The organism is Ruegeria sp. CDSC002 (genome assembly GCF_059610905.1).
Map to the genome: position 1 here is coordinate 63801 of NZ_JBXWOM010000013.1, position 20857 is coordinate 84657.

The 20857-nt window shown below is 57.9% G+C and carries 20 protein-coding genes; 6 read left to right on the top strand and 14 right to left on the bottom strand.

Annotated features, from left to right (window positions below; genetic code table 11):
* Positions 1 to 157: 157 nt before the first annotated feature.
* From AC2FJE_RS20250 to alr, 8 genes are all read right to left on the bottom strand, one after another.
* Positions 158 to 757 carry a CvpA family protein gene (locus AC2FJE_RS20250; protein WP_058271814.1) on the bottom strand — a complete coding sequence of 200 codons (600 nt, stop codon included), beginning with the start codon at positions 755 to 757 and terminating at the stop codon, positions 158 to 160.
* A gap of 39 nt (positions 758 to 796) precedes the next feature.
* On the bottom strand, positions 797 to 2158 hold the full coding sequence (radA, locus tag AC2FJE_RS20255; RefSeq protein WP_058278214.1) for a DNA repair protein RadA: 1362 nt from the start codon (positions 2156 to 2158) through the stop codon (positions 797 to 799).
* Positions 2159 to 2278: 120 nt separating this feature from the next.
* Positions 2279 to 3061: a DNA repair protein gene (locus AC2FJE_RS20260; RefSeq protein ID WP_496761397.1), complete on the bottom strand. Its 783-nt coding sequence runs from the start codon at positions 3059 to 3061 to the stop codon at positions 2279 to 2281.
* 147 nt (positions 3062 to 3208) lie between these two features.
* A complete protein-coding gene (locus AC2FJE_RS20265; RefSeq protein WP_108858452.1) occupies positions 3209 to 3658 on the bottom strand; it encodes a paraquat-inducible protein A in 450 nt (149 codons plus the stop codon).
* A gap of 4 nt (positions 3659 to 3662) precedes the next feature.
* A complete protein-coding gene (locus AC2FJE_RS20270) occupies positions 3663 to 4109 on the bottom strand; it encodes a hypothetical protein (protein WP_496754248.1) in 447 nt (148 codons plus the stop codon).
* 2 nt (positions 4110 to 4111) lie between these two features.
* On the bottom strand, positions 4112 to 4858 hold the full coding sequence (locus tag AC2FJE_RS20275) for an ABC transporter ATP-binding protein (protein WP_108858454.1): 747 nt from the start codon (positions 4856 to 4858) through the stop codon (positions 4112 to 4114).
* Entirely contained in the window at positions 4855 to 5637 is a 783-nt protein-coding gene (locus AC2FJE_RS20280) for an MlaE family ABC transporter permease (RefSeq protein ID WP_472723887.1), read from the bottom strand. Before AC2FJE_RS20280 ends, AC2FJE_RS20275 begins: the two co-directional genes overlap by 4 nt.
* Positions 5634 to 6668 (bottom strand): alanine racemase, encoded by a 1035-nt coding sequence (gene alr, locus AC2FJE_RS20285; RefSeq protein ID WP_496754245.1) that lies wholly within the window; start codon positions 6666 to 6668, stop codon positions 5634 to 5636. The genes AC2FJE_RS20280 and alr overlap by 4 nt, the downstream gene beginning before the upstream one ends.
* A gap of 230 nt (positions 6669 to 6898) precedes the next feature.
* Between alr and AC2FJE_RS20290 the strand changes: the two genes are divergently transcribed.
* Entirely contained in the window at positions 6899 to 7438 is a 540-nt protein-coding gene (locus AC2FJE_RS20290; RefSeq protein WP_282168188.1) for a GNAT family N-acetyltransferase, read from the top strand.
* A gap of 3 nt (positions 7439 to 7441) precedes the next feature.
* Here the strand turns inward: AC2FJE_RS20290 and AC2FJE_RS20295 are convergent, their stop codons facing one another.
* From AC2FJE_RS20295 to AC2FJE_RS20320, 6 genes are all read right to left on the bottom strand, one after another.
* Complete coding sequence (locus tag AC2FJE_RS20295; protein ID WP_058278098.1) at positions 7442 to 8932, bottom strand: replicative DNA helicase; 1491 nt, start codon at positions 8930 to 8932, stop codon at positions 7442 to 7444.
* Positions 8933 to 9157: 225 nt separating this feature from the next.
* Positions 9158 to 9838, bottom strand: coding sequence for an orotate phosphoribosyltransferase (locus AC2FJE_RS20300; RefSeq protein ID WP_108858457.1), 681 nt, complete (start codon positions 9836 to 9838; stop codon positions 9158 to 9160).
* Between the two features lie 143 nt (positions 9839 to 9981).
* Positions 9982 to 11163 (bottom strand): ammonium transporter, encoded by a 1182-nt coding sequence (locus tag AC2FJE_RS20305; protein ID WP_108858458.1) that lies wholly within the window; start codon positions 11161 to 11163, stop codon positions 9982 to 9984.
* A gap of 160 nt (positions 11164 to 11323) precedes the next feature.
* Entirely contained in the window at positions 11324 to 11800 is a 477-nt protein-coding gene (locus tag AC2FJE_RS20310) for a CinA family protein (RefSeq protein ID WP_108858459.1), read from the bottom strand.
* Positions 11797 to 12294, bottom strand: a complete 498-nt coding sequence (locus AC2FJE_RS20315) for a phosphatidylglycerophosphatase A family protein (protein WP_496761399.1) — start codon at positions 12292 to 12294, stop codon at positions 11797 to 11799. Before AC2FJE_RS20315 ends, AC2FJE_RS20310 begins: the two co-directional genes overlap by 4 nt.
* The gene (locus AC2FJE_RS20320) at positions 12291 to 13421 is read right to left on the bottom strand and encodes a bifunctional 2-C-methyl-D-erythritol 4-phosphate cytidylyltransferase/2-C-methyl-D-erythritol 2,4-cyclodiphosphate synthase (protein WP_496761401.1); all 1131 of its coding nucleotides are present in this window, start codon (positions 13419 to 13421) and stop codon (positions 12291 to 12293) included. The genes AC2FJE_RS20315 and AC2FJE_RS20320 overlap by 4 nt, the downstream gene beginning before the upstream one ends.
* 184 nt (positions 13422 to 13605) lie before the next feature.
* On the opposite strand from AC2FJE_RS20320, the gene dusB reads away from it, so the two are divergent.
* From dusB to ntrX, 5 genes are all read left to right on the top strand, one after another.
* Complete coding sequence (dusB, locus tag AC2FJE_RS20325; protein WP_496761402.1) at positions 13606 to 14589, top strand: tRNA dihydrouridine synthase DusB; 984 nt, start codon at positions 13606 to 13608, stop codon at positions 14587 to 14589.
* Complete coding sequence (locus AC2FJE_RS20330; RefSeq protein WP_496761404.1) at positions 14586 to 15650, top strand: two-component system sensor histidine kinase NtrB; 1065 nt, start codon at positions 14586 to 14588, stop codon at positions 15648 to 15650. The genes dusB and AC2FJE_RS20330 overlap by 4 nt, the downstream gene beginning before the upstream one ends.
* A gap of 38 nt (positions 15651 to 15688) precedes the next feature.
* Positions 15689 to 17056 carry a response regulator gene (locus tag AC2FJE_RS20335; protein WP_496754237.1) on the top strand — a complete coding sequence of 456 codons (1368 nt, stop codon included), beginning with the start codon at positions 15689 to 15691 and terminating at the stop codon, positions 17054 to 17056.
* Between the two features lie 99 nt (positions 17057 to 17155).
* On the top strand, positions 17156 to 19444 hold the full coding sequence (locus AC2FJE_RS20340) for a sensor histidine kinase NtrY-like (protein WP_282118297.1): 2289 nt from the start codon (positions 17156 to 17158) through the stop codon (positions 19442 to 19444).
* Positions 19441 to 20850 (top strand): nitrogen assimilation response regulator NtrX, encoded by a 1410-nt coding sequence (gene ntrX, locus AC2FJE_RS20345; RefSeq protein ID WP_282118298.1) that lies wholly within the window; start codon positions 19441 to 19443, stop codon positions 20848 to 20850. The genes AC2FJE_RS20340 and ntrX overlap by 4 nt, the downstream gene beginning before the upstream one ends.
* The last annotated feature ends 7 nt before the right edge of the window (positions 20851 to 20857 follow it).

A 20857-nucleotide genomic window follows, 5' to 3' on the forward strand; every position in this document is an offset into this window, starting at 1 on the left:
CCCGGCAAGACACCCAAGAAGTACTTAATGACAACCGTTCAGGGAAAGATCTTCCAAACAATTACAAAAAAAGCACGGGCACAAACGAAAACGAGCCGCCGGCAAAGCGGCGGCTCGTTTCAACAATTGCAGCATGGGTGGCACCCGTGCCAGGCATTTATTCCGTAGTTGTGGGGGCTGTCAGATCCTCGGCCGGTGCGGAACCTTCTGCGCAGCTGGCGACCAGTTCTTCATATTGGCGGGTGACCCAGCCAAGAGCCGCTTCGGGGTTCTGTTCTTCGATCTTGTCGCTGAACTGCTCGAACACCTTGGCCGAGCGGCTTTCGTCAACGATCGTATAGGACTGACCCGTCATCACCGTGTCATAGACAAAGAACGCGATGGCAACCAACAGGATGCCGCGGGCGATGCCGAAGAAAAAGCCAAGTGCCTGATCCAGTCCGCCCAAAGCAGATCGCTGGACGATCGACGAAAACAGGGGCGTAAAGATGCTGACAATAATAAGTGCAACTGCGAATACCGCAGCAAAGCCCGTGATGACGGACAATTCGCAGCTGTCGCGCAGGAAATCCCCAACAACCGGGATCTCTTTGACCAGTGGCACCGCTTGGGGTGCGAAAATAAAGGCCAGCACTGCGGCTGCGACCCAGCCTGCTATGGCCAGAACCTCACGTAAGAAGCCGCGCGAATAGGCAAGAATGCCTGAAACGACGACGATCAGGGCAACGACCCCGTCAATTATTGTAAAACCTTCCATGGCCCTCGCCTGTTTTTTTCTGCCCCTCAGGGGGCGACTTTAACCTGCTCCGAAGGTTTCGCCAACAAACCCAACCAAATCAGAGGGTCGGGTGAGTGTCAGACCTGCCACAGTACCGGTTTTGCCGCCCGCCGGAGCGATTGCCGATGTGAAACCAAGTTTTTGGGCTTCTTTCAACCTGTTTTCGGTCTGTGGGGCCGGTCTAAGTGCCCCAGATAACGAGATTTCTCCGAAAACAACGGTATCTGCGGGCAGGGCTGTGTCTTCTCGGGCACTCAGCAGGGCTGCGGCAACGGCCAGATCTGCGGCGGGTTCACCGATTTTCAATCCGCCGGCGACGTTGAGGTACACATCGAGACCTGCAAAAGGGATGCCACAGCGTGCTTCGAGCACGGCGAGGATCATCGCCAACCTGCCACTGTCCCAACCGACAACGGTCCGGCGCGGTTGTGAATGCGGGGACGGAGCTACAAGCGCTTGTAATTCAACCAAAACGGGGCGTGTGCCTTCGATCCCGGCAAATACGGCTGACCCAGGGCTGGGTGTGCCGCGCTCGGACAGAAACAAGGCCGATGGGTTGGTCACCTGTGCCAGGCCTTTGCCTGTCATTTCGAACACGCCAATCTCATCCGCAGGGCCAAAGCGGTTCTTGACCGCACGTAGGATGCGGAACTGATGGCCGCGCTCGCCTTCGAAGTAAAGAACGGTGTCGACCATATGTTCGACGACGCGAGGACCTGCAATTTGGCCTTCCTTGGTGACGTGGCCGACCATGATGATTGAAACACCGTGTCGTTTCGCAAACGTGGTCAATTCATGTGCTGCGGCCCGGACTTGTGACACCGAACCCGGTGCGCTGTCCACATTGTCGGCCCACATGGTCTGAATCGAGTCGATGATGGCCAGACCGGGTTTCTCAGCCTCAAGCGTCGTCAGAATGTTCCGCAGGTTGGTTTCGGCGGCTAGTTGAACCGGTGCGTCTTCTAGACCCAGACGGCGCGCGCGCATGCGCACCTGAGCGCTGGCTTCTTCGCCAGACACGTAAATCGTCTTGACGCCAGCACGTGCAAACCGCGCTGCGGCCTGTAACAGCAACGTCGACTTGCCGATACCTGGATCGCCCCCAACCAGCAGGGCCGAGGCCGGGACCAGACCGCCACCCAAAACGCGGTCCAGTTCTTCTACGCCGCACAAGGTGCGCGGCGGCGGTGTTTCCTCGGTCGACAGGTCCGTGAGTGTAATGGACTGGCCACGTTTGCCGCCGAGGGATTTCTTTGCAGGGCCAGCCGAAAGAGGCACGTCTTGCGTGATTGTGTTCCATTCACCGCAGCCGTCGCACCGACCGGACCACCGGGAATGCGTTGCGCCGCAGGCCGAGCAGGAGAAAGTTGTCTTTGCCATTCGGCCTTGGTGCCCGAGCGCGGGCGGTTCTTCAAGCCCTAGCAGGGCTTTCATCTCTGCCGATGGCGCACCGCGTCCTCAGGCCCGATGGGCCATCGTTCCCGGCGGGCGCTGTCGCGCCTATTCGGCGGCGCGGGGCGGCGACATTGCAATGACGCTCGATTTCTTGGGATCGCGGTCGTCGACGGGCGATTGAAGCTGTGCCGACAATTCGGGCAGCAGTTCAAACAGTTCGTCCCGCAAACGCGCCAGCTGCGATTTGGCAATGGATTCTTCCATCTCGATATCGTGGGTCCATTGGCGCAGCTCATGCTGGATGACCTGCGCTTCTTCGATCCGCTTCTGGAACGTTTCGATCTCTTCCTGACGTTGCTGCAGGAACGTGCGGGCGCGGCTGACACGAGCATCGCCATAGGTTTCTGCCAGCTCTTGGCTGATATGGCTCATCTGTGCGGCCAGCTCCAGGATTTCGGGTTCGAGCGATTGCAGGTCTGGGTGGTGGCGTAGGAAGGCCATTCTTTCCTTGACTGCGTCAAACTCAGACGACAGCAGGAACGTTTCGCCGCGATCTGCAGTATGGGCCAAGTGGTAGGCCTGAGCAACGTCGTGCATGTTTAGCGAGAACTTACGATGAGACCTCTCAAGGGCCATCATCCGGGCATTTGCAGGCAGATAGAACGCCAGCATGAGAATCAGCACCGTCAGACCAATCTGGACATACATACCTGCGTCCACAGCCGGAGCTGTGCCAAAACCGGCCTGCATGAATAGCCAGGGGAAAACCCCCAAAGCGGACAAAAGACACGCACCGACCGAGAAAAAGGCTGCGATGCAAATGAGGAAAAAAGTCAATCTTAAAAAGGCATTCTGAAATTGCAATGTGATGTTGTGGAGGGCGGTCATCTTAGACGAACTCCTTTTGAAACCGGAACACACCAGCCCAAAGCGGGAAACATCTAACACACACAGAATGATCCGCTCAGGACCGAAACTACAAAAATTTTCTGCTCGAAATATAAAGATGATACTCAGATAAGCGTTTTCAATCAATTACGTCTGAGGATTTCGTGATCTGCGTGTCATTTCGGTAATGTGGCCCAATGCGAGCGAGGCCAGAATGCACGCCGTAAACAGGTAAAGACCCCACGCGGTTTCGATGGTGGCGTAAGAGATTCCCTTGGCCAGCGTGATGTAAAGCGCGATGAGGAAAATGTCGGCCATAGCCAGTTTCCCGAGGATGTTGAGTGCGGGTTGGACGCGTGGGTCCAGCATGTCCCATTGGATCAGGGCGGTACCGATTGTTTTGATATAGGGCGCAAACAGGGCGAAGATGGTGACGATCAGTGCCAGAAAGACGTCTGATTTCCACAGCGACTGCAGGCCGGTGATGACGCTGATCTCGCTGAGGCCGAAGATCGGCAGGAACCCCGCGCGCATCAGCGGCGCGAACCACGCGATGGGATAGAGGATCAGGAGTGAAAGGGTGGCAAGGCGGAGCATGAATCTATATTTGGGTAATCAAAATAAACAATCCAACCAGAAAGCTTGCAAAGTCGATTTTCCATGCTTTTCCAGCCCATTTTCGCAAAAACAGTCTGCGGTAGTTAAGCCCTAAAAAGATGCACGTAATTCCCAGAGTGATATTCAGTGCAGGGATTTGTGCATTTTCTGCCCAGCGCATTCCAAAGTAGGCCACCGCGATTAGAACAACTACCGCTATCCAAGTCAGAGCGGTTGCTTTGGCATTGCTCTCGTCTTCGGCTAGCAGTCCGAAACTCCAGCCGAGCTGTTTTCTTTGAATAAGGGTCTGAGACTCGTCGTATTTGCTGTTCGAAAACTGTGACTTCGCGAAGGCGGGAAAAACGCCGGATGTAGAGATCACAATACCCGCCAAATACGCAAGGCCCAAAAGCCTTATGAAATCTGATAGTTCTATCAGGCTGACGTTCATCTTTATCTTACCGCCTCAATCGGCCCTTCCGCACTCCCACTGATGAACTGCTCGACATAAGGATCGCCCGAGGCATCCATCTGGCTGACCGGGCCGGTCCATTGGATGACCCCTCCGTGCAGCATGGCCACGTTGTCGGCAATCGCGCGGACCGAGCTCATGTCGTGAGTGATGGTCATCGCGGTGGCGCCCATCTCGGTCACGATCTCGCGGATCAGGTCGTTGATGACGCCGGACATGATCGGGTCGAGGCCGGTGGTGGGTTCGTCGAAAAAGATGATCTCGGGCTCGGCGGCGATGGCACGGGCAAGGCCCACGCGCTTCTGCATTCCGCCGGACAGTTCCGACGGAAAGCGGTCGGCGACATCGGATTTAAGGCCCACTCGGCGCAGTTTCTCGATAGCGATCTCACGCGCGTATTCAGCAGGGCGCTTCAACGGGCCGCGCAGCAGGCGGAAGGAAACGTTCTGCCAGACGGGCAGGGAATCGAACAGTGCCGCGCCCTGAAACAGCATTCCGAAGCGGGCCAGAAATTTATCACGATCGCCCTTGGCCGCGTCCTTACCGTTTACGTAGATCATCCCACTATCGGGTTTGATCAGGCCCAGAATGCACTTCAGCGCCACGGACTTGCCGGTGCCTGAACCACCGATGATGACCATCGACGTGCCCTTGGGGATCTCAAGGCTCATGCTCTGCAGAACCTGATTGTCGCCAAAGGCTTTTGCTACGTTCTCCATCCTGATCATACCGAGAAGAACACCCCTGTGAGAATGAAGTTGGCAGCGAGGATCATGATCGCGGCGGATTCGACCGATGACTTGGTCGCTCGGCCAACGCCTTGCGCTCCGCGGCCTGAATTCATGCCGTAGTAACAGCCCATGATGGCTGCGATCAGGCCAAAGGCTGCGCCTTTAACCAGCGATGACACGATGTCTTTGGTTTCAAGGAAATTGACCGTGTTTTGCAGGTACGTTGCCGCGTTGAAGCCCAGATTTTGGGTCGCAACCACATAGCCGCCTGCGATGCCGATGATATCACCGATACCGACCAGTAAGGGCACGGTGATGAGTGCGGCCAGAACCCGCGGCGCCGTCAGGTATTTCATCGGGTGGGTCGACAGGGTGACCAGCGCGTCAATCTGCTCGGTCACTTTCATCGTAGCGATTTCTGCTGCAATGGATGAGGTCACGCGCGCGGCGATCATAAGGCCAACCAGCACCGGCCCAAGTTCGCGCACCATGCCGATGGCGACGATCTGGGGTACTACGGCCTCGGCGTTGAAACGCGCACCGCCCGCATAGATTTGCAAGGCCAGCGCACCACCAGTGAAGATTGCGGTCAGGCCAACAACCGGCAGCGACAGCCAGCCCACATTCATCAGGGCAACGGCAAATTCGCGCGGATAGTAGGGTGGCCGAAAGATGTGTGAGATCGCGTCCAGCGCGAAAATTCCCACCTTGCCAAAGTTGGCAAGCATGGACAGGACAGCACGGCCCAGCCCACCCAGCACGGCCAAAGGGTTCATTCGACGTATCCCCGGGAAAAACGCGCGCCCAGCGACGTCAGGATTTCATATCCGATGGTGCCGGCGGCTTCGGCCAGGTCGTCGACTGTTTGATGTCCGTTCAGAATGCGCAGGCGTTCGGGATCTTCGGGCAGATCGGTGACGTCTACCGTGATCAGATCCATCGAAATGCGTCCGACAACAGGGCAGGGCTGGCTGCCGGAAAACGCGTCGATCCCACCGCCGATGGCGCGGTGCAAACCGTCTGCGTAACCAGCGGCAACGGTCGCAATGCGAGAGGGGCGGCGCGCGACCCAGCTGTTGCCGTATCCGACCGATTCACCGACCTCGACCGGGCGAACTTGGATCACCGGCAGGTCAACCGTCACCACCGGTTTCGCTTCGGCAAAAGGCATGCCGCCGTACAGACCGACGCCGGGGCGGCAGAAATCAAAGTGGAATTCGGGCCCAAGAAACGTACCGCCTGTGGCCGCCAGCGACCTTGGTGATGCGGTGCCATCAGTCATCTCGCGGAAGGTCTTTAGTTGCTGGCGATTCATTGGATGATCGGGTTCGTCCGAACAGGCTAGGTGCGACATCATTACGACGGGGTTCAGTGCCTCGGCCTTTGGGCGCAGTTCAGCCCAGTCAGCAGGTTCCAGACCAAGGCGGTTCATGCCGCTGTCCAGCTGAATGCCAAAGGGATGATCTGGAAGCGCCTGTTGATGGCGCATGAATTGCTCGGGCGCATTGATCAGCGGCATCAGATCGTGATCGCGTAGCAGATCGGTGTCACCTTCCATATGACCCGAGAATACAGCGATCATCGGTCCGGGGCCGATGGCTTTACGCACGGCAACCCCTTCTTCGGCAACTGCAACAAAGAATTTTCGAACGCCTTCCTCTGCCAGGGTCGCGGACACAGGCTCGGCCCCCAGGCCGTAGGCGTCAGCTTTGACCACGGCGCCGGTTTCGACATCCGTTTTTGCATCGAGCGCGCGCCAGTTGCTGGCCAGCGCCTGAAGATTAATCGTCAAACGTGCGGTACTCATGGAACCGTTCATGACATTGGATCACGGCAGGTCAAGGGGGTAGACGGCTATAAATGCAAACTTGTCCGCGTTCATGGGCAACTATTGGCCAACGGTGCAAGGCATTGGCGTAAAAACATGTTCGGCTCGCCTCTGCATCGCCATTGTATCCGTCCTATGTTCAACCGGGTGCATCGGCGTGTAATCGTTGAACCAGAAACAGACCCACGGACGATTGAAGAGAGTTCACCATGGAATTCACGACAGGGAAAGATGAATGGGAGGCCGCGCTGCCCGGCTTGTTCAGGAGGGTGTTCACGGCTTCAGAAAGCGATGAAGAAGGGACCGCGATCGGCGCGTTGGTTTCGGATCTGTTGGCCACAACGCCTGACGGCGATTTGAGTGCAGCCATTGCCCATGCTGGCCCCCAAGTGCTGGGTTGCATCCTGTTTTCGCGGCTGCTCTTTGACCAAGATCCGCGACAGGTGTTCCTGATGTCGCCGGTTGCCGTGCGTACGGATCGCCAGAAAGCGGGGATAGGGCAGCGACTGATCGCGTTTGGGTTGGACGAGCTGCGCCGTGACAAAGTGGATTTTGTGGTGACTTACGGCGATCCGAACTACTACGGCAAAACCGGGTTTTTTCCGATTTCAGAAAAAGTCGCCCAAGCTCCTCTGCCGTTAAGCCATCCGCACGGGTGGTTGGGGCAATCGTTGACAGGGGCTGAGATGGCGCCGTTCAAGGGGCCATCTCAATGTGTCAGTGCATTCAACAAACCCGAGCTGTGGTGAGGATTAATACCCCTCAATCTGTCCGTCCTGTTGCCAGGGTTTGACCAGATTTCCAAAACGGGTGAACTGCGCCTCGAACGAGAGGTCAACCGTGCCGATGGGACCGTGGCGCTGCTTACCTACAATGACTTCGGCCTTGCCGTGCAGACGCTCCATGGCCTGCTTCCACTCTTCCATCTTTTCAAGTTCGTGATCGCCGGGCTTTTCGCGTTCCTTGTAGTACTCCTCACGGTACACGAACATCACCACGTCGGCGTCCTGTTCGATCGAGCCTGACTCCCGCAAGTCGGACAGTTGTGGGCGCTTGTCGTCGCGGTTTTCAACCTGACGCGAAAGCTGGGACAGGGCGATCACCGGAATTTGCAATTCCTTGGCGATGGCTTTCATGCCCATCGAAATTTCGGCAATTTCGTTGACGCGGTTTTCGGCCATTCCCCTGCACAGCTGCAGGTAGTCGATAACGAGCAGGTCCAAACCATGTGTCCGTTTCAAACGGCGTGCCCGAGCCGCCAACTGCGAAATCGGCAGGGCGGGCGTGTCGTCAATGAAAAGCGGGCAGGCTTCCAGTTCCTTGGCCGCGTCGACAAAGCGGCGGAACTCGGACTCGGTCATGTCACCTTGGCGGATCTTATGGGATGAAATTTCGGAGGCTTCAGCCAGAACTCGGCCTGCCAGCTGTTCGGCACTCATTTCCAATGAGAAAAAGCCAACGACACCGCCGTCAACCGCGCCCTCTGAGCCGTCTGGTTTCAGCCCACGTTTGTACGCCTTGGCGACATTGAATGCCACGTTGGTCGCCAGAGAGGTTTTTCCCATCGACGGACGACCGGCAAGAATGATCAGGTCAGACGGGTGCAAGCCACCCAGTTGTTTGTCCAAGTCGGCCAGACCGGTGGAAATCCCTGCCATGCCACCACCGCGCTGGTACGCTTCGTTGGTGACGTTGACGGCTTCTGTGACCGCCTTGAGGAAGGATTGAAATCCCTGTTCGGTCTGGCCCTGCTCGGATAACTGATAAAGCTGTTGCTCGGCTTCGACGATTTGTTCTTTTGGTTCGCTGCTGATGTCGACCCGCGCTGCCTTGTCCGAGATATCGCGGCCCAGGCGGATCAGCTCGCGCCGGATTGCCAGATCATAAATCATCTGGGCATAGTCATGCACCGCAAAGGCGCTGATCGAAGCGCCCGCCAGTTTGACCAGATAGGCCGGGCCTCCCAGTTCCTGCAGGCCCTCATCCTCGGCCATGAAGGATTTCAACGTCACGGGCGAGGCCAGCGCATTCTTGGCGATCCGGGTCGAGGCGACCTCATAAATCCGGGAGTGAACCGGGTCATAGAAATGCTCGGCCCCGATGATTGAGGCGACCCGATCATAAAGATCGTTATTGGTCAGGATCGCACCCAGAAGCTGCTGTTCGGCCTCAATGGAATGCGGCATGGTTTCGGCGTTCTGAATCCGAGCTGCTGCCTGCTCGATGCTGCTTATCTCGTTCATTTTGTCCCCGCTGCCCTGCGGCGCTTTCTACACGCTATTTTGGCGTGTCGGCTATCTGGAAATACCTGTGGCTAACTATGGATAAAGCCTTGGGATAACTTTCCTGACAGTTTGGATACCTGTGTATGCGTAGCTTATTATGTAGGAATTGGGGGGAAAGTCACCAGATATCGTGGCCGGTCGACCGATTCTTCTGGGCTTATCCCCAATCTGTCCACAAGAGGTTTACGTGGATTTATTTGCTTCCTGCCAGCCACGCGGGTCTTTCAGGAAGGCTTCGACACCGTCAAGTGTTTCCTGATCAAAGGCTTTCTGCGCTTTGGCTTCGGCCAGAACATCCCACCATGTGCACAGGTGATGCAGTTGGATGCCGTGGTCGCCCAAGGTTTTTTCGGTCTCGGGGAAGATGCCATAGTAGAAAATGACCGCCGTGTGCCCACAAGTGGCACCTGTTTCGCGGATCGCATCCACGAAGGACAGCTTGGACCCGCCATCGGTGGTCAGATCCTCGACCAGCAGAACGCGCTCACCTTCGCTCATCGCGCCTTCGATACGGGCATTGCGGCCATAACCCTTGGGCTTTTTGCGCACATAGGTCATCGGCAGCGCCATACGTTCGGCGACCATAGCGGCGAATGGGATGCCCGCGGTCTCACCGCCAGCGATATTGTCGAATGCCTCAAACCCGGCATCTCGCATCACGGTGACCGTCAGGAAATCCATCAGGGTCGACCGTATGCGCGGATACGAGATCAGCTTGCGGCAGTCGATATAGGTCGGGCTGGGCAAGCCGCTGGCCAGTGTGAACGGCTCACGCGAATTGAAATGGACGGCCTTGATCTCCAGCAGCATCCGCGCGGTCAGGCGGGCGATTTCGGTGCTATCGGGGAAAGAGCTGGGGATCATGGTGCAACCTCGGGACAAAATGACGTTGCGGGCTGATAGCCTGTCCCCCGTCCCAGAGTCGAGAGGGGTGTGCGCAAAAGAAAAGCGGACCTCACGAAGAGGCCCGCTTTGGCCCTTGCGGGCAAGAGGCAGCCAAGGTGGGCTTAGCTGCTCATGTCATAGGCACGCTCGCCGTGTACCGAAAGATCGAGCCCGTTTGTCTCGGTTTCTGCATCTACGCGAAGCGGGGTGATCAGCGCAACCACCTTGATCAACACAAATGTGACAACTGCCGTAAAGACACCTACGATGACCAGCCCGCCCAACTGCGCGGTCCAGGCACCCAGGCCGAACACAGCGATCATGATGGTGCCAAAGATGCCGCCTACGCCGTGCACCGCGAACACGTCCAGAGTGTCGTCGATGTTCAGCTTGTTACGGATGATATTTACGGCCTCCTGACACAGCACACCTGCTACGGCACCGATGATCAGCGCCTGAACCGGATCGACATAGCCTGAGGCCGGAGTGATCGAGGCCAGACCCGCAATGGTACCTGTAACCAGGCCCACCATCGAGGCTTTGCCGTATTTGACACGTTCGTACAGCGCCCACGTCAGCGATGCGGTTGCAGCTGAGATATGCGTAACAGTTATCGCCATTGCGGCACCGCCATCTGCCGCCAATTGCGAACCGCCATTGAAGCCAAACCAGCCAACCCACAGCATCGCAGCGCCGATCATGACATAGCCCGGATTGTGCGGCGGGGTTGTGCGGTTGCGGCGCGGGCCAAGCGCCACAGCGATGATCAGCGCGGCCAGACCTGCCGTTTCATGCACCACAATGCCACCTGCAAAGTCACGTACGCCGATCTCACCCAGAATGCCGCCATCGGTCAGAATGCCGCCGCCCCAGATCCAGTGGACGACGGGTGCGTAGCACAGCAGCATCCACAGGCCTGAGAAGATCATGACAAACCCGTAACCCACACGCTCGACATAAGCGCCGATGATGAGGGCGGGGGTGATGATTGCGAATGTCATCTGGAAGGCAAAGAACAGAACCTCGGGCAGGGTGCCCGACAGGCTGTCGACATCAACTCCGTTCAGGAAGGCTTTGCCAAGACCGCCCCACAGGCCCGATCCGCCGTCACCAAATGCGATCGAGTATCCGGCGATCAGCCACAGGATGCTCATCAAACAGGCGATTGAGAAGCAGTGCATGAAAACGCTCAGCACGTTGCGGGCGCGCACGAGGCCGCCATAGAACAGGGCGAGGCCCGGCAATGTCATGAATAGGACCAGTGCAGTTGCAACTATGATCCAGGCGGTATCGGCTCCGTTCATCAGCCGGTCTCCTCTGTGGCGTCTTCAGCTTGCGTAGCTGGCGTTGAAGCGGAGAGAAGGCGGGGAAAAAAGAGGCAGAGGTGGTTTTTGACGCCTGTTTTAAGGGCCTTTTGTGAACCGGTGATTAAATGAGCGCCAAAATGAGTGGAGTGCTAGATTATTAAGCAATTGACGAAAGGCCGTGCGACAACAGGTCCAAGGCATGATCGCGGGCGGTCAGCCGCACCTTGTCACGCCCCAACGCTCCGAATTCCACGGTTTCGGTTATCGTCTTCTGCCCGTCCACTGCCAATCCAAAGCACACGCGGCCTTCGGGTTTGAATTCGGATCCACCTGGACCCGCTATGCCGGTGATGGACACAGTCAATTGCGCGTCTGAATTCCTCAACGCGCCATCGGCCATCTCTTGCGCCACTTCCTCGGACACCGCGCCATGAGTTTCCAGCGTTTCGGGCTGGACACCCAGCATCTGCTGCTTGGCTTCATTGGTGTAGGTGACAAACCCGCGATCCACCACGGCCGAGCTGCCTGGAATATCCGTCAGTGCGGCAGCGACCATGCCGCCGGTGCAGCTTTCGGCTGTCGCGATCATCACGCCTTGCGACTTGGCGCGGTCAAGCAAAGCGGCGACATTCATAGGCCCAAAACACCGTGTGAGATGCCGGCGAGAACCAGAACGCCGATCCCGGCAAAGACGCCGGCGATCACATCGTCCAGCATCACACCCATCGCGTCACCTTTGCGGTCAGCCCAACCCACCGGGCCGAGTTTCGTGATGTCGAACAGGCGAAACAGAAGGAAACCTGCGATCCAGCCGGGCCAAAGGGCTGTGATATCAATTCCATGCGCCCAAGATGGGTAGGAAATGGCCCAAAGCGCGATGAACTGCCCGGCTACTTCGTCGATGACGATTTCGGACGGGTCGTGATCTTCCTGCCCAGCAGTCATCACTTTGGTTGCCCACAGGCCACCGACAAAAACGGCCACAGTGGCGATGACCAACAAGGGAAAACCACCCAACGTATGCAGAACCCAGGCCAGGGGCAGGGCGGCCAGAGATCCCCATGTTCCGGGTGCCGGGCGCAGATATCCGACGCCGCAAACCGTCCCGATCAATTGCGCGGCGTTCATGACTTCACCAGACAAGTTGTCGCCAATGAGGCGATGCCTTCGCTTCGCCCGGTAAAACCAAGGCGTTCGGACGTGGTCGCCTTGACCGAGATCTGATCGACGCGCAGCCCCATAATGCGCGCCATTTCTTCACGCATCGCGGGCGCGTGCGGACCGATCTTTGGGTATTCGCAGACCAGCGTGCAATCAACATTCGAGATGTTGTAACCCATCTGGACCGACAGCTCGACCGCGTGGCGCAGGAAGATCTCGCTTGCCGCGCCCTTCCATTGCGGGTCCGTGGGCGGAAAGTGCTGGCCAATATCGCCCTGCGCCAGCGCGCCATAGATTGCATCAGTAACCGCATGCATGCCGACATCCGCATCCGAGTGGCCCTGTAGCCCCCGGTCATGCGGAATTTTGACGCCGCACAGGATCACGTGATCCCCGTCGCCAAAGCGATGCACGTCATAGCCGTTGCCCAGTCTTACATCCATGTCCGTCCCCAATATGCGTTCCGCCCGGGCAAAATCCTCGGGTCTTGTGATTTTGATGTTATCGGCGTCGCCTGGCACGATCACCACGTTCATGCCAGCGGCACGGGCGACCTCGACATCGTCCGCCGCGCCGCCAGAATGGGCCGCGTGCGCCGCGACAATCGCGTCATAGCGAAAACCCTGAGGGGTCTGGGCTGCAAAAAGACCCGTCCGGTCCTGCGTTCCGGTCACTACGGCTTCGTCACCGGTCCAAAGCGCATCTGTGACGGCCAGACCGGGTGCTGCAGCCTCATTCGTGGCTAGGGCGGTCAGGACGTCCGTAATAGTCTGGTTGTTCACGCAGGGGCGGGCGACGTCGTGAATCAGGACATGTTCGATCCCCATCCCATCCAATACATCCAGCCCGTTCCGTACCGAACCGGCGCGATCGCTGCCACCTTTTGCCAGCAGCAGATCAGAGCCTAAAAACTCGTCCCAAGCGGTCTGATCATCCTCGGACAGCACCAGAACAATATGGTCGACCTGATCGCGAAACCGGTCGATGGTCCAATCCGCAACTCTGCGTCCGGCCAATGGTCGCCATTGCTTGGGAATGCCGCCTCCGGCGCGCAACCCGCGTCCTGCGGCGACAATGATGGCGGCGGTGGTCATTGGGTGAATTCTCCGATGATTTGAGGGCAGTGTTTAAGCTGCGGTGAATGTAGAGGCAATCACCCGCGTCAAGTTGCTTAAAAAATAGGCAGTTGATGATTTTGCAAGCTTGTTTCCTGCCGTTTTGTTGTTCATATGCGCCGAATTCGATATCTAAGTCGCAACTGCCCAAGGATTAAGCACGTTGACCCTGCACCTCGCCGACAAAACCTTGAATCCGCCGGTCATGCTGGCTCCGATGGCCGGGATCACCGATCGACCGTTCCGCGATCTGGTGATGCGGTTTGGCGCGGGCATGGTCGTCAGCGAAATGGTCGCCAGTCAGGAAATGGTGCAGGCCAAACCGGGCGTGCGCGAGCGGGCCGAGCTGTCTGCTGACGTTGAAAACACCGCCGTACAACTGGCCGGGCGCGAGGCGCATTGGATGGCCGAGGCTGCGCGTCAGGTGGCCGATCGCGGGGCGCGGGTGATCGACATCAATATGGGCTGCCCGGCAAAGAAAGTGACGAATGGCTATTCCGGTTCGGCGCTGCTTAAGACGCCGGATCACGCGCTGACGCTGATTGAGGCCGTGGTCGAGGCTGTCGACATTCCGGTCACACTGAAAACTCGTCTGGGCTGGGACGACAACCTGCTGAACGCGCCGGACGTGGCGCGCCGGGCGCAAGGTGCGGGCATCCAACTGGTCACAATCCACGGGCGCACGCGGTGCCAATTCTACAAGGGACGCGCGGACTGGCAAGCGATCCGAGCGGTGAAAGAGGCGGTCTCGATCCCCGTCATCGCGAACGGGGATATCGTAGATACTAATGCAGCGCGCACGGCTTTGGACCAGTCAGGCGCTGATGGCGTCATGGTTGGGCGTGGGGCGCAGGGTAAGCCATGGCTGCTGGCCCAGATGTGCCACGATTTGTATGGCGCACAAGCGCCTGTCATCCCCGCCAATAGCGACCTGATCGACATGGTGCGCGGTCATTATGAGGCGATGCTGGACTTTTACGGCACCGATCTGGGGCTGCGCGTGGCGCGTAAACATCTGGGTTGGTACATGGATGAGGCCGCAACCCCGGCAACCATGCGCCGTGCGGTTTTGACCTCGCGGGATACCACCGAGGTGCTGCACCTGTTGGGTGATGCCCTGAACAGCGACGCAGAGGCAGCAGCATGACCTCGGACCAGAACATCTGGGCTTCACTGCCGGTTCCGGCTTTCATTATTGATGCCGATGACCGGATCACCGATGTGAATTCCGCCGGAGAGGGGTTCCTGAACGCCTCCCGTAATGCAGTTATCGGTCACCCGGTCTGGGACCAGATCGCCGTGGATGCCCCACTGGAAGAAGCGTTTTTGCGTGCACGCCAACAGGGCACACCGCTTTTCGTGAATGATGTGGATGTGGGGTCAGGTAATCGGGCGCCGCTGCAATGCGCTTTGCAAATTGCGCCGCTGCTTGGGCATCCGGGGTCGATGATCATGACCATGTCCCCACGCGAACTGGCGGGGCGGATGACACGGGGCAACACGGTAAAATCTGCGGCGCAATCGGCGATTGGCATGGCCGAAATGCTGGCGCATGAAATCAAGAACCCGTTGGCGGGGATTACCGGGGCCGCGCAGCTTCTGAGCATGAATATCAGCCAGCAAGACCTTGAACTTACAGATCTTATCGTTGCTGAAAGCCGCCGAGTAGTGAAGCTTTTGGAGCAGGTCGAGCAATTTGGGAACCTGACCCAGCCAGATTTCAAACCAGTCAATATCCATGACGTTCTGGACCGTGCGCGGCGCTCGGCGCTGTTGGGCTTTGGCGCGCATATGACGATTATTGAAGATTACGACCCCTCGTTGCCGCTGGCCTATGGTGACCCGGATCAACTTTTGCAGGTCGTACTGAACCTGCTCAAAAATGCATCCGAGGCGTCCCCCAAGGGCGGTACAATCCGCCTGCGGACATATTTCGAACATTCCTTCCGCCTGCGCCGCAGCGACGGTTCGGGGCATTCTTTGCCCCTGCAGATCGAAATCATCGATGACGGCCCGGGGCTGCCGGACAAGATCCGAAGCGACATTTTCGATCCGTTTGTGTCGGGCAGGGAAAACGGCACCGGTCTTGGGCTGGCGCTGGTCAGTAAAATCATCTCGGACCACGACGGCTGGATTTTGGCCGAGTCTGTTCCGGGACACACCGTATTCCGACTGTCCCTCAGACGCGCGCCGCGCGACGCGACCTGAGATGGACAACGGGGCAGACATAGTAAGGAGAGCACCTGATGGATGGCACAGTACTGGTCGCAGATGACGATCGCACAATCCGAACCGTACTGACTCAGGCCCTGACGCGGGCCGGGTGCAAGGTGCATGCGACATCCTCGCTGACCACTCTGATGCGCTGGGTCGGCGAGGGCAAAGGGGATGTTGTAATCTCGGACGTGGTTATGCCGGATGGCAACGGGCTCGAGATGTTGCCAAAAATCGCGCAGGACCGTCCGGGGCTGCCGGTCATCGTGATCTCGGCGCAGAACACGATCATGACCGCCATTCAGGCGGCCGAGGCGGACGCATATGACTATCTGCCCAAGCCTTTTGACCTGCCGGACCTGATGAAGCGGACCGCACGGGCCTTGGAGCAAAAGCAGCGTGTGCAGACGGATGCGATCGTACCTGCGGAAGACCGTCCTGAGGAGCTGCCGCTGGTTGGGCGTACTCCGGGGATGCAGGCGCTGTATCGCCTTGTGGCACGCGTGATGAATACCGATCTTTCGGTCATGATTTCCGGTGAAAGTGGTACCGGCAAGTCATTGATAGCACGGGCTATTCATGATTTTTCGGACCGGCGCACGCTGCCCTTCGTCACTGCGACTGCTGGTGATCTGCGTGACCTCGAAGGGCCTGCGCGCATAATGGCCAGGGTGCGAGGCGGTACTCTGTTGATTGATGAGATCGCTGATATCGAGGACGAGGTTCAGGCACGTATTGTCCGGATGATGGACACGCCCGGCGATCATCTTCCGCGTTTCATGGCGACCAGCCAATCGGATCTGACCGAAGCCATGGAAAGCGGGCGGGTGCGTCAGGATTTGTATTATCGACTGTGCGGTGCGACGATCCACGTGCCTGCGCTGCGCGAGCGGGTGGACGATATCACTTTGTTGGTTGATCACTTCCTTGCCCGCGAAGAACGGGAGCATGGCACAAAGCGCTGGCTCAGCCCCGAGGCCGTAGAACTGGTACGGCGGTATTCCTGGCCCGGTAATGTGCGACAGCTGGAAAACGCGATTCGACGTTTAAGCCTGACCAGCCGGGCCGAAGAAATATCGAAAGCCGAGGTTGAGATGGTTTTGGGCAGTCAGCCCGAAGCGGAACCGATTCTTGGTGACGGCGAAAGGGAGAAACTCTCGGCCTCTGTGGCCCGTCATTTGCGTCGCTATTTCGATCTGCACGGCAATTTGTTGCCACCTCCGGGCCTGTATCAGCGCATCCTACGCGAGGTTGAGGGCCCCTTGATCGAGCAGGCACTGGACGCAACCGGCGGAAATCAGGCGAAATGTGCGGATTTGCTGGGGATCAACAGGAATACGCTGCGCAAAAAAATCACCGATCTCGATATTCAGGTGACACGACGACGCAAACTGATGTAATATCGCCACACAAAGCGTGGCATCCGGGTACAAGCCCGGCAACGACCACGAGATATGGCGGTACGCCGCGTAAGCGGCACATCAGGATGAGGGCAGACGGTGGCAACCCGAGCACAGAGCGGGCTGATCCTATCGATTGATCGGTGGCGAAAATCCCGAAAGCTGCGCAATTTTAGCACCTTGGGGCTGGTCCTTTTGGGACCGCTTCTGGCGTTGGCCACATATTTGGTCATCGGTCCGTTTGATTTGGGTTCGGCAGCGCCCACGCTGCGGCTGATTCTGCTGGCGGATCTGGTTTATGTGCTGGTCGTTGCAGCACTTGTTCTGGGGCAAGTGTTCAGCCTGATCGCTGCACGCCGGGCAAAATCTGCCGGGTCTCGTCTGCACCTGCGGCTGATCGGTGCGTTCACCTTGCTGGCCCTAGTGCCGACAGTGACCGTCGCGATCTTTGCCGGCCTTACGGTGAATATCGGGCTTGAGGGATGGTTTTCGGATCGGGTCCGTCAGGTTGTCGGATCATCCCTGTCGGCGGCCGAAGCCTATGAGCTTGAACACCGCAGCGGCCTGACACAGGACGCCATCGTTCTTTCCCGATTCCTCGACAATGCGCGAACGCTGGACTTCTACATCTCGGATGCAGAACTGCGCGAGGTTCTGGCACAGGGACAATCGCAGATTCAGCGGGGCTTGCGCGAGGCCTATGTCATTGATGGCAGTGGAGAAATCAAATCCCGTGGCGACCGGTCTTACCTGTTCAACTATGAACCGCCGACACCGGAGCAGATGGTTGAAGCAACCGACAGCGGCCTTCTGATCATTGCAGATTGGCAAAACAACGAGTTCCGCGCGCTGGCGCCGTTGCAGGCTTATCTGGACCGGTATCTGTATGTTAGCCGCGAGGTGGATGGCGAACTGCTGAAATTGCTGGATGACACCAAGGAAACGGTTCAGTTCTACCAACAGCTTGAAAGTGAAAGGGGCCGGGTTCTTTTCGAGTTCGGGCTCCTGTACCTGGGCTTTGCGGTCATCCTGATCCTTGCCGCGATGTCGTTGGGGATGTGGTTCGCTGAACGCCTGTCGCGCCCGGTTGGCCGTCTGACTACAGCCGCACAAAGGGTCGGCGCCGGGGATCTGAGCGTTCAGGTCATCGAAGAGGCCAGCGATGACGAAATCGCCATGTTAGGTCGTTATTTCAATCAGATGACGCGGCAACTTAAAGGGCAGCGCGACACGTTATTGGAAAATACGCGTCAGATCGAACGCCGCCGCCGCCTGTTCGATTCGGTGCTTAGTTCGGTGACGTCTGGTGTGGTCGGCGTCGATTCAGATGGATGTGTCACATTCGTGAACCGTTCAGCCGAGCGTCTTCTGGATTGGTCGCGCGGTGAAGAACAATTGGCCATCGGCATCGCGGTCCCCGAATTCCTTCCCTTATTCGAAAATCTGAAAGGCAGCGGTCAAGAGGCCGTGCAGGGTGAGGTTAAGGTCACGCGTAAAGGGCGGTTGGAAAACTTACTGGTGCGAATGGCGATCCGGCGCGGCGAGGATGGAGGGCTGGAGGGCTACGTGGTGGCCTTCGATGATGTGACCGATCTGGTCAGTGCACAGCGTATGGCGGCCTGGGGCGATGTGGCCCGCCGTATTGCCCATGAGATCAAGAACCCGTTGACGCCCATCCAGCTTAGCGCGGAACGGATCAAGCGCAAATTCTCGCGCAAACTGGACGAAGAGGATTGTGACAGCCTTGTATCCATGACCGATGTGATCGTGCGGCAAACCAACGATCTGCGGCGGATCGTGGACGAATTCTCAAAATTCGCGCGGATGCCTGAACCCGATCGGCGTGAGGAAGACGTCGTCGGCTTGGTGCGCGAAGCTGTTCTGTTGCAGCAAGCCGGACAGCCGGATGTGCAGATCGACGCGACCCTACCGGACAAGCCCATCCTAGCGGATGTAGACGCGACGATGTTGAACCAAGCGCTGACGAATTTGATAAAGAACGCGGGCGAGGCCATTGAAACACTTAAGAAAAAAGACCCGCCAGAAAATTTGAAGCCACAGATCAAAGTGGACATTTCCAACGATGATGCGGGGACGGTCATTACAATAGCGGACAATGGCATAGGGCTGCCCGAAGATCGGGCGCGGTTGTTTGAACCCTATGTCACTACACGCGACGAGGGCACGGGTCTGGGCCTGCCCATAGTCAAGAAAATCATAGAAGAACATGGCGGAGCGCTGACCCTGGAAGACGCGCCCGTTTTTGACGGACAGGACCATTTCGGTGCGATGGCCGTGATCCGTTTGCCGGGGGGCAAAATTTCCCAGACTGCAGCGCCACAAAAGCAGGCAATTCATACTAACAAACTGAAAGCAGGCCAAAGATGAGCGACATTCTGATCGTAGATGACGAACGCGATATTCGCGAACTGGTGTCCGACATTCTGGAGGACGAAGGCTATTCAACCCGGCTGGCGGCAAACTCGGACGAGTGTATGTCGTCGATCAATTCCGAGCCACCGGGTCTGTTGATCCTTGATATCTGGCTGAAAGACAGCCGTATGGACGGGATCGATATCCTGAAGTCGGTCAAACGCGACAACCCCGACGTGCCGGTGGTGATCATTTCCGGTCACGGCAACATCGAAATTGCTGTGGCCGCCATCAAGCAGGGCGCTTACGATTTTATCGAAAAGCCGTTCAACATTGATCAGTTGATGGTCGTGATCCGCCGCGCCATGGAGACCTCGCGCTTGCGCCGTGAGAATGCTTCGCTCAAGCGGCGTGAGGTCACCAACTCGGACATGATCGGTAAGTCGGCCTCGTTCCGGGCGATGCAGAGCCAGTTGGACAAGGTCACCAAGTCGAACGGCCGCGTGATGTTGAGCGGGCCAGCTGGGTCGGGCAAAGAGATTGCCGCCCGCTATATTCACGCCCATTCCAACCGCGCCAACGCTCCTTTCGTCACCGTTAACTGCGCAGGGATTGAGCCTGAACGCGTCGAAGAGGTGCTATTCGGGCGCGAGTCATCGGAACGCGGGATCGAATCCGGCTTGCTGGAAGAGGCCCATGGCGGGGTGATCTACTTTGACGAAGTGGCGGACATGCCCTTGGGTACGCAATCCAAGATTCTGCGGGTTCTGGTCGACCAGCAATTCCAGCGGGTAGGCGGGTCTGACAAGGTGCGAGTGGATCTGAGGGTCATCTCGTCGACAAATCGCGATCTTGATGCCGAAATCGAAGCCGACCGGTTCCGTGAAGAGCTGTATCACCGCCTGAACGTCGTGCCGATCGCCGTGCCTTCGATGGAGGACCGGCGCGAGGATATTCCGGTTCTGGCACAGCATTTCATTGAAATGTGCAACGAATCCCAAGGCTTGCCAATTCGCGAGATCTCGGAAGAGGCGGTGGCATTGTTGCAGACCATGACCTGGCCCGGCAATGTGCGTCAGCTGAAGAACCTGATCGAGCGTGTCCTAATCTTGGGCGATGGAACAGGTCCAATCGAAGCCCGCGAATTGCCAACCGAAGAAGAGAAAACCGACGACTCGGGTCGCGTGGTTTTGTCTGGGGCACTGGCAACCCTGCCGCTGCGCGAAGCGCGCGAGGCGTTCGAGCGTGAGTACCTGCTGACCCAGATCAACCGTTTCGGTGGCAATATCAGTCGGACCGCCAGCTTTGTGGGCATGGAGCGCAGCGCGCTGCACCGTAAGCTGAAATCGCTTGGTGTTGTGACCTCGAACAAATCCGGGGCGCGGGTGGCGCAAATCGACGAACCGGAACCGGCGGAATAATCCGCCG

Excerpts from the sequence above, each read along its gene's own strand:
- AC2FJE_RS20250 (WP_058271814.1), bottom strand. The coding sequence starts at position 757 with ATGGAAGGTTTTACAATAATTGACGGGGTCGTTGCCCTGATCGTCGTC.
- radA (WP_058278214.1), bottom strand. The coding sequence starts at position 2,158 with ATGGCAAAGACAACTTTCTCCTGCTCGGCCTGCGGCGCAACGCATTCC.
- AC2FJE_RS20260 (WP_496761397.1), bottom strand. The coding sequence starts at position 3,061 with ATGACCGCCCTCCACAACATCACATTGCAATTTCAGAATGCCTTTTTA.
- AC2FJE_RS20265 (WP_108858452.1), bottom strand. The coding sequence starts at position 3,658 with ATGCTCCGCCTTGCCACCCTTTCACTCCTGATCCTCTATCCCATCGCG.
- AC2FJE_RS20270 (WP_496754248.1), bottom strand. The coding sequence starts at position 4,109 with ATGAACGTCAGCCTGATAGAACTATCAGATTTCATAAGGCTTTTGGGC.
- AC2FJE_RS20275 (WP_108858454.1), bottom strand. The coding sequence starts at position 4,858 with ATGATCAGGATGGAGAACGTAGCAAAAGCCTTTGGCGACAATCAGGTT.
- AC2FJE_RS20280 (WP_472723887.1), bottom strand. The coding sequence starts at position 5,637 with ATGAACCCTTTGGCCGTGCTGGGTGGGCTGGGCCGTGCTGTCCTGTCC.
- alr (WP_496754245.1), bottom strand. The coding sequence starts at position 6,668 with ATGAGTACCGCACGTTTGACGATTAATCTTCAGGCGCTGGCCAGCAAC.
- AC2FJE_RS20290 (WP_282168188.1), top strand. The coding sequence starts at position 6,899 with ATGGAATTCACGACAGGGAAAGATGAATGGGAGGCCGCGCTGCCCGGC.
- AC2FJE_RS20295 (WP_058278098.1), bottom strand. The coding sequence starts at position 8,932 with ATGAACGAGATAAGCAGCATCGAGCAGGCAGCAGCTCGGATTCAGAAC.
- AC2FJE_RS20300 (WP_108858457.1), bottom strand. The coding sequence starts at position 9,838 with ATGATCCCCAGCTCTTTCCCCGATAGCACCGAAATCGCCCGCCTGACC.
- AC2FJE_RS20305 (WP_108858458.1), bottom strand. The coding sequence starts at position 11,163 with ATGAACGGAGCCGATACCGCCTGGATCATAGTTGCAACTGCACTGGTC.
- AC2FJE_RS20310 (WP_108858459.1), bottom strand. The coding sequence starts at position 11,800 with ATGAATGTCGCCGCTTTGCTTGACCGCGCCAAGTCGCAAGGCGTGATG.
- AC2FJE_RS20315 (WP_496761399.1), bottom strand. The coding sequence starts at position 12,294 with ATGAACGCCGCGCAATTGATCGGGACGGTTTGCGGCGTCGGATATCTG.
- AC2FJE_RS20320 (WP_496761401.1), bottom strand. The coding sequence starts at position 13,421 with ATGACCACCGCCGCCATCATTGTCGCCGCAGGACGCGGGTTGCGCGCC.
- AC2FJE_RS20330 (WP_496761404.1), top strand. The coding sequence starts at position 14,586 with ATGACCTCGGACCAGAACATCTGGGCTTCACTGCCGGTTCCGGCTTTC.
- AC2FJE_RS20335 (WP_496754237.1), top strand. The coding sequence starts at position 15,689 with ATGGATGGCACAGTACTGGTCGCAGATGACGATCGCACAATCCGAACC.
- ntrX (WP_282118298.1), top strand. The coding sequence starts at position 19,441 with ATGAGCGACATTCTGATCGTAGATGACGAACGCGATATTCGCGAACTG.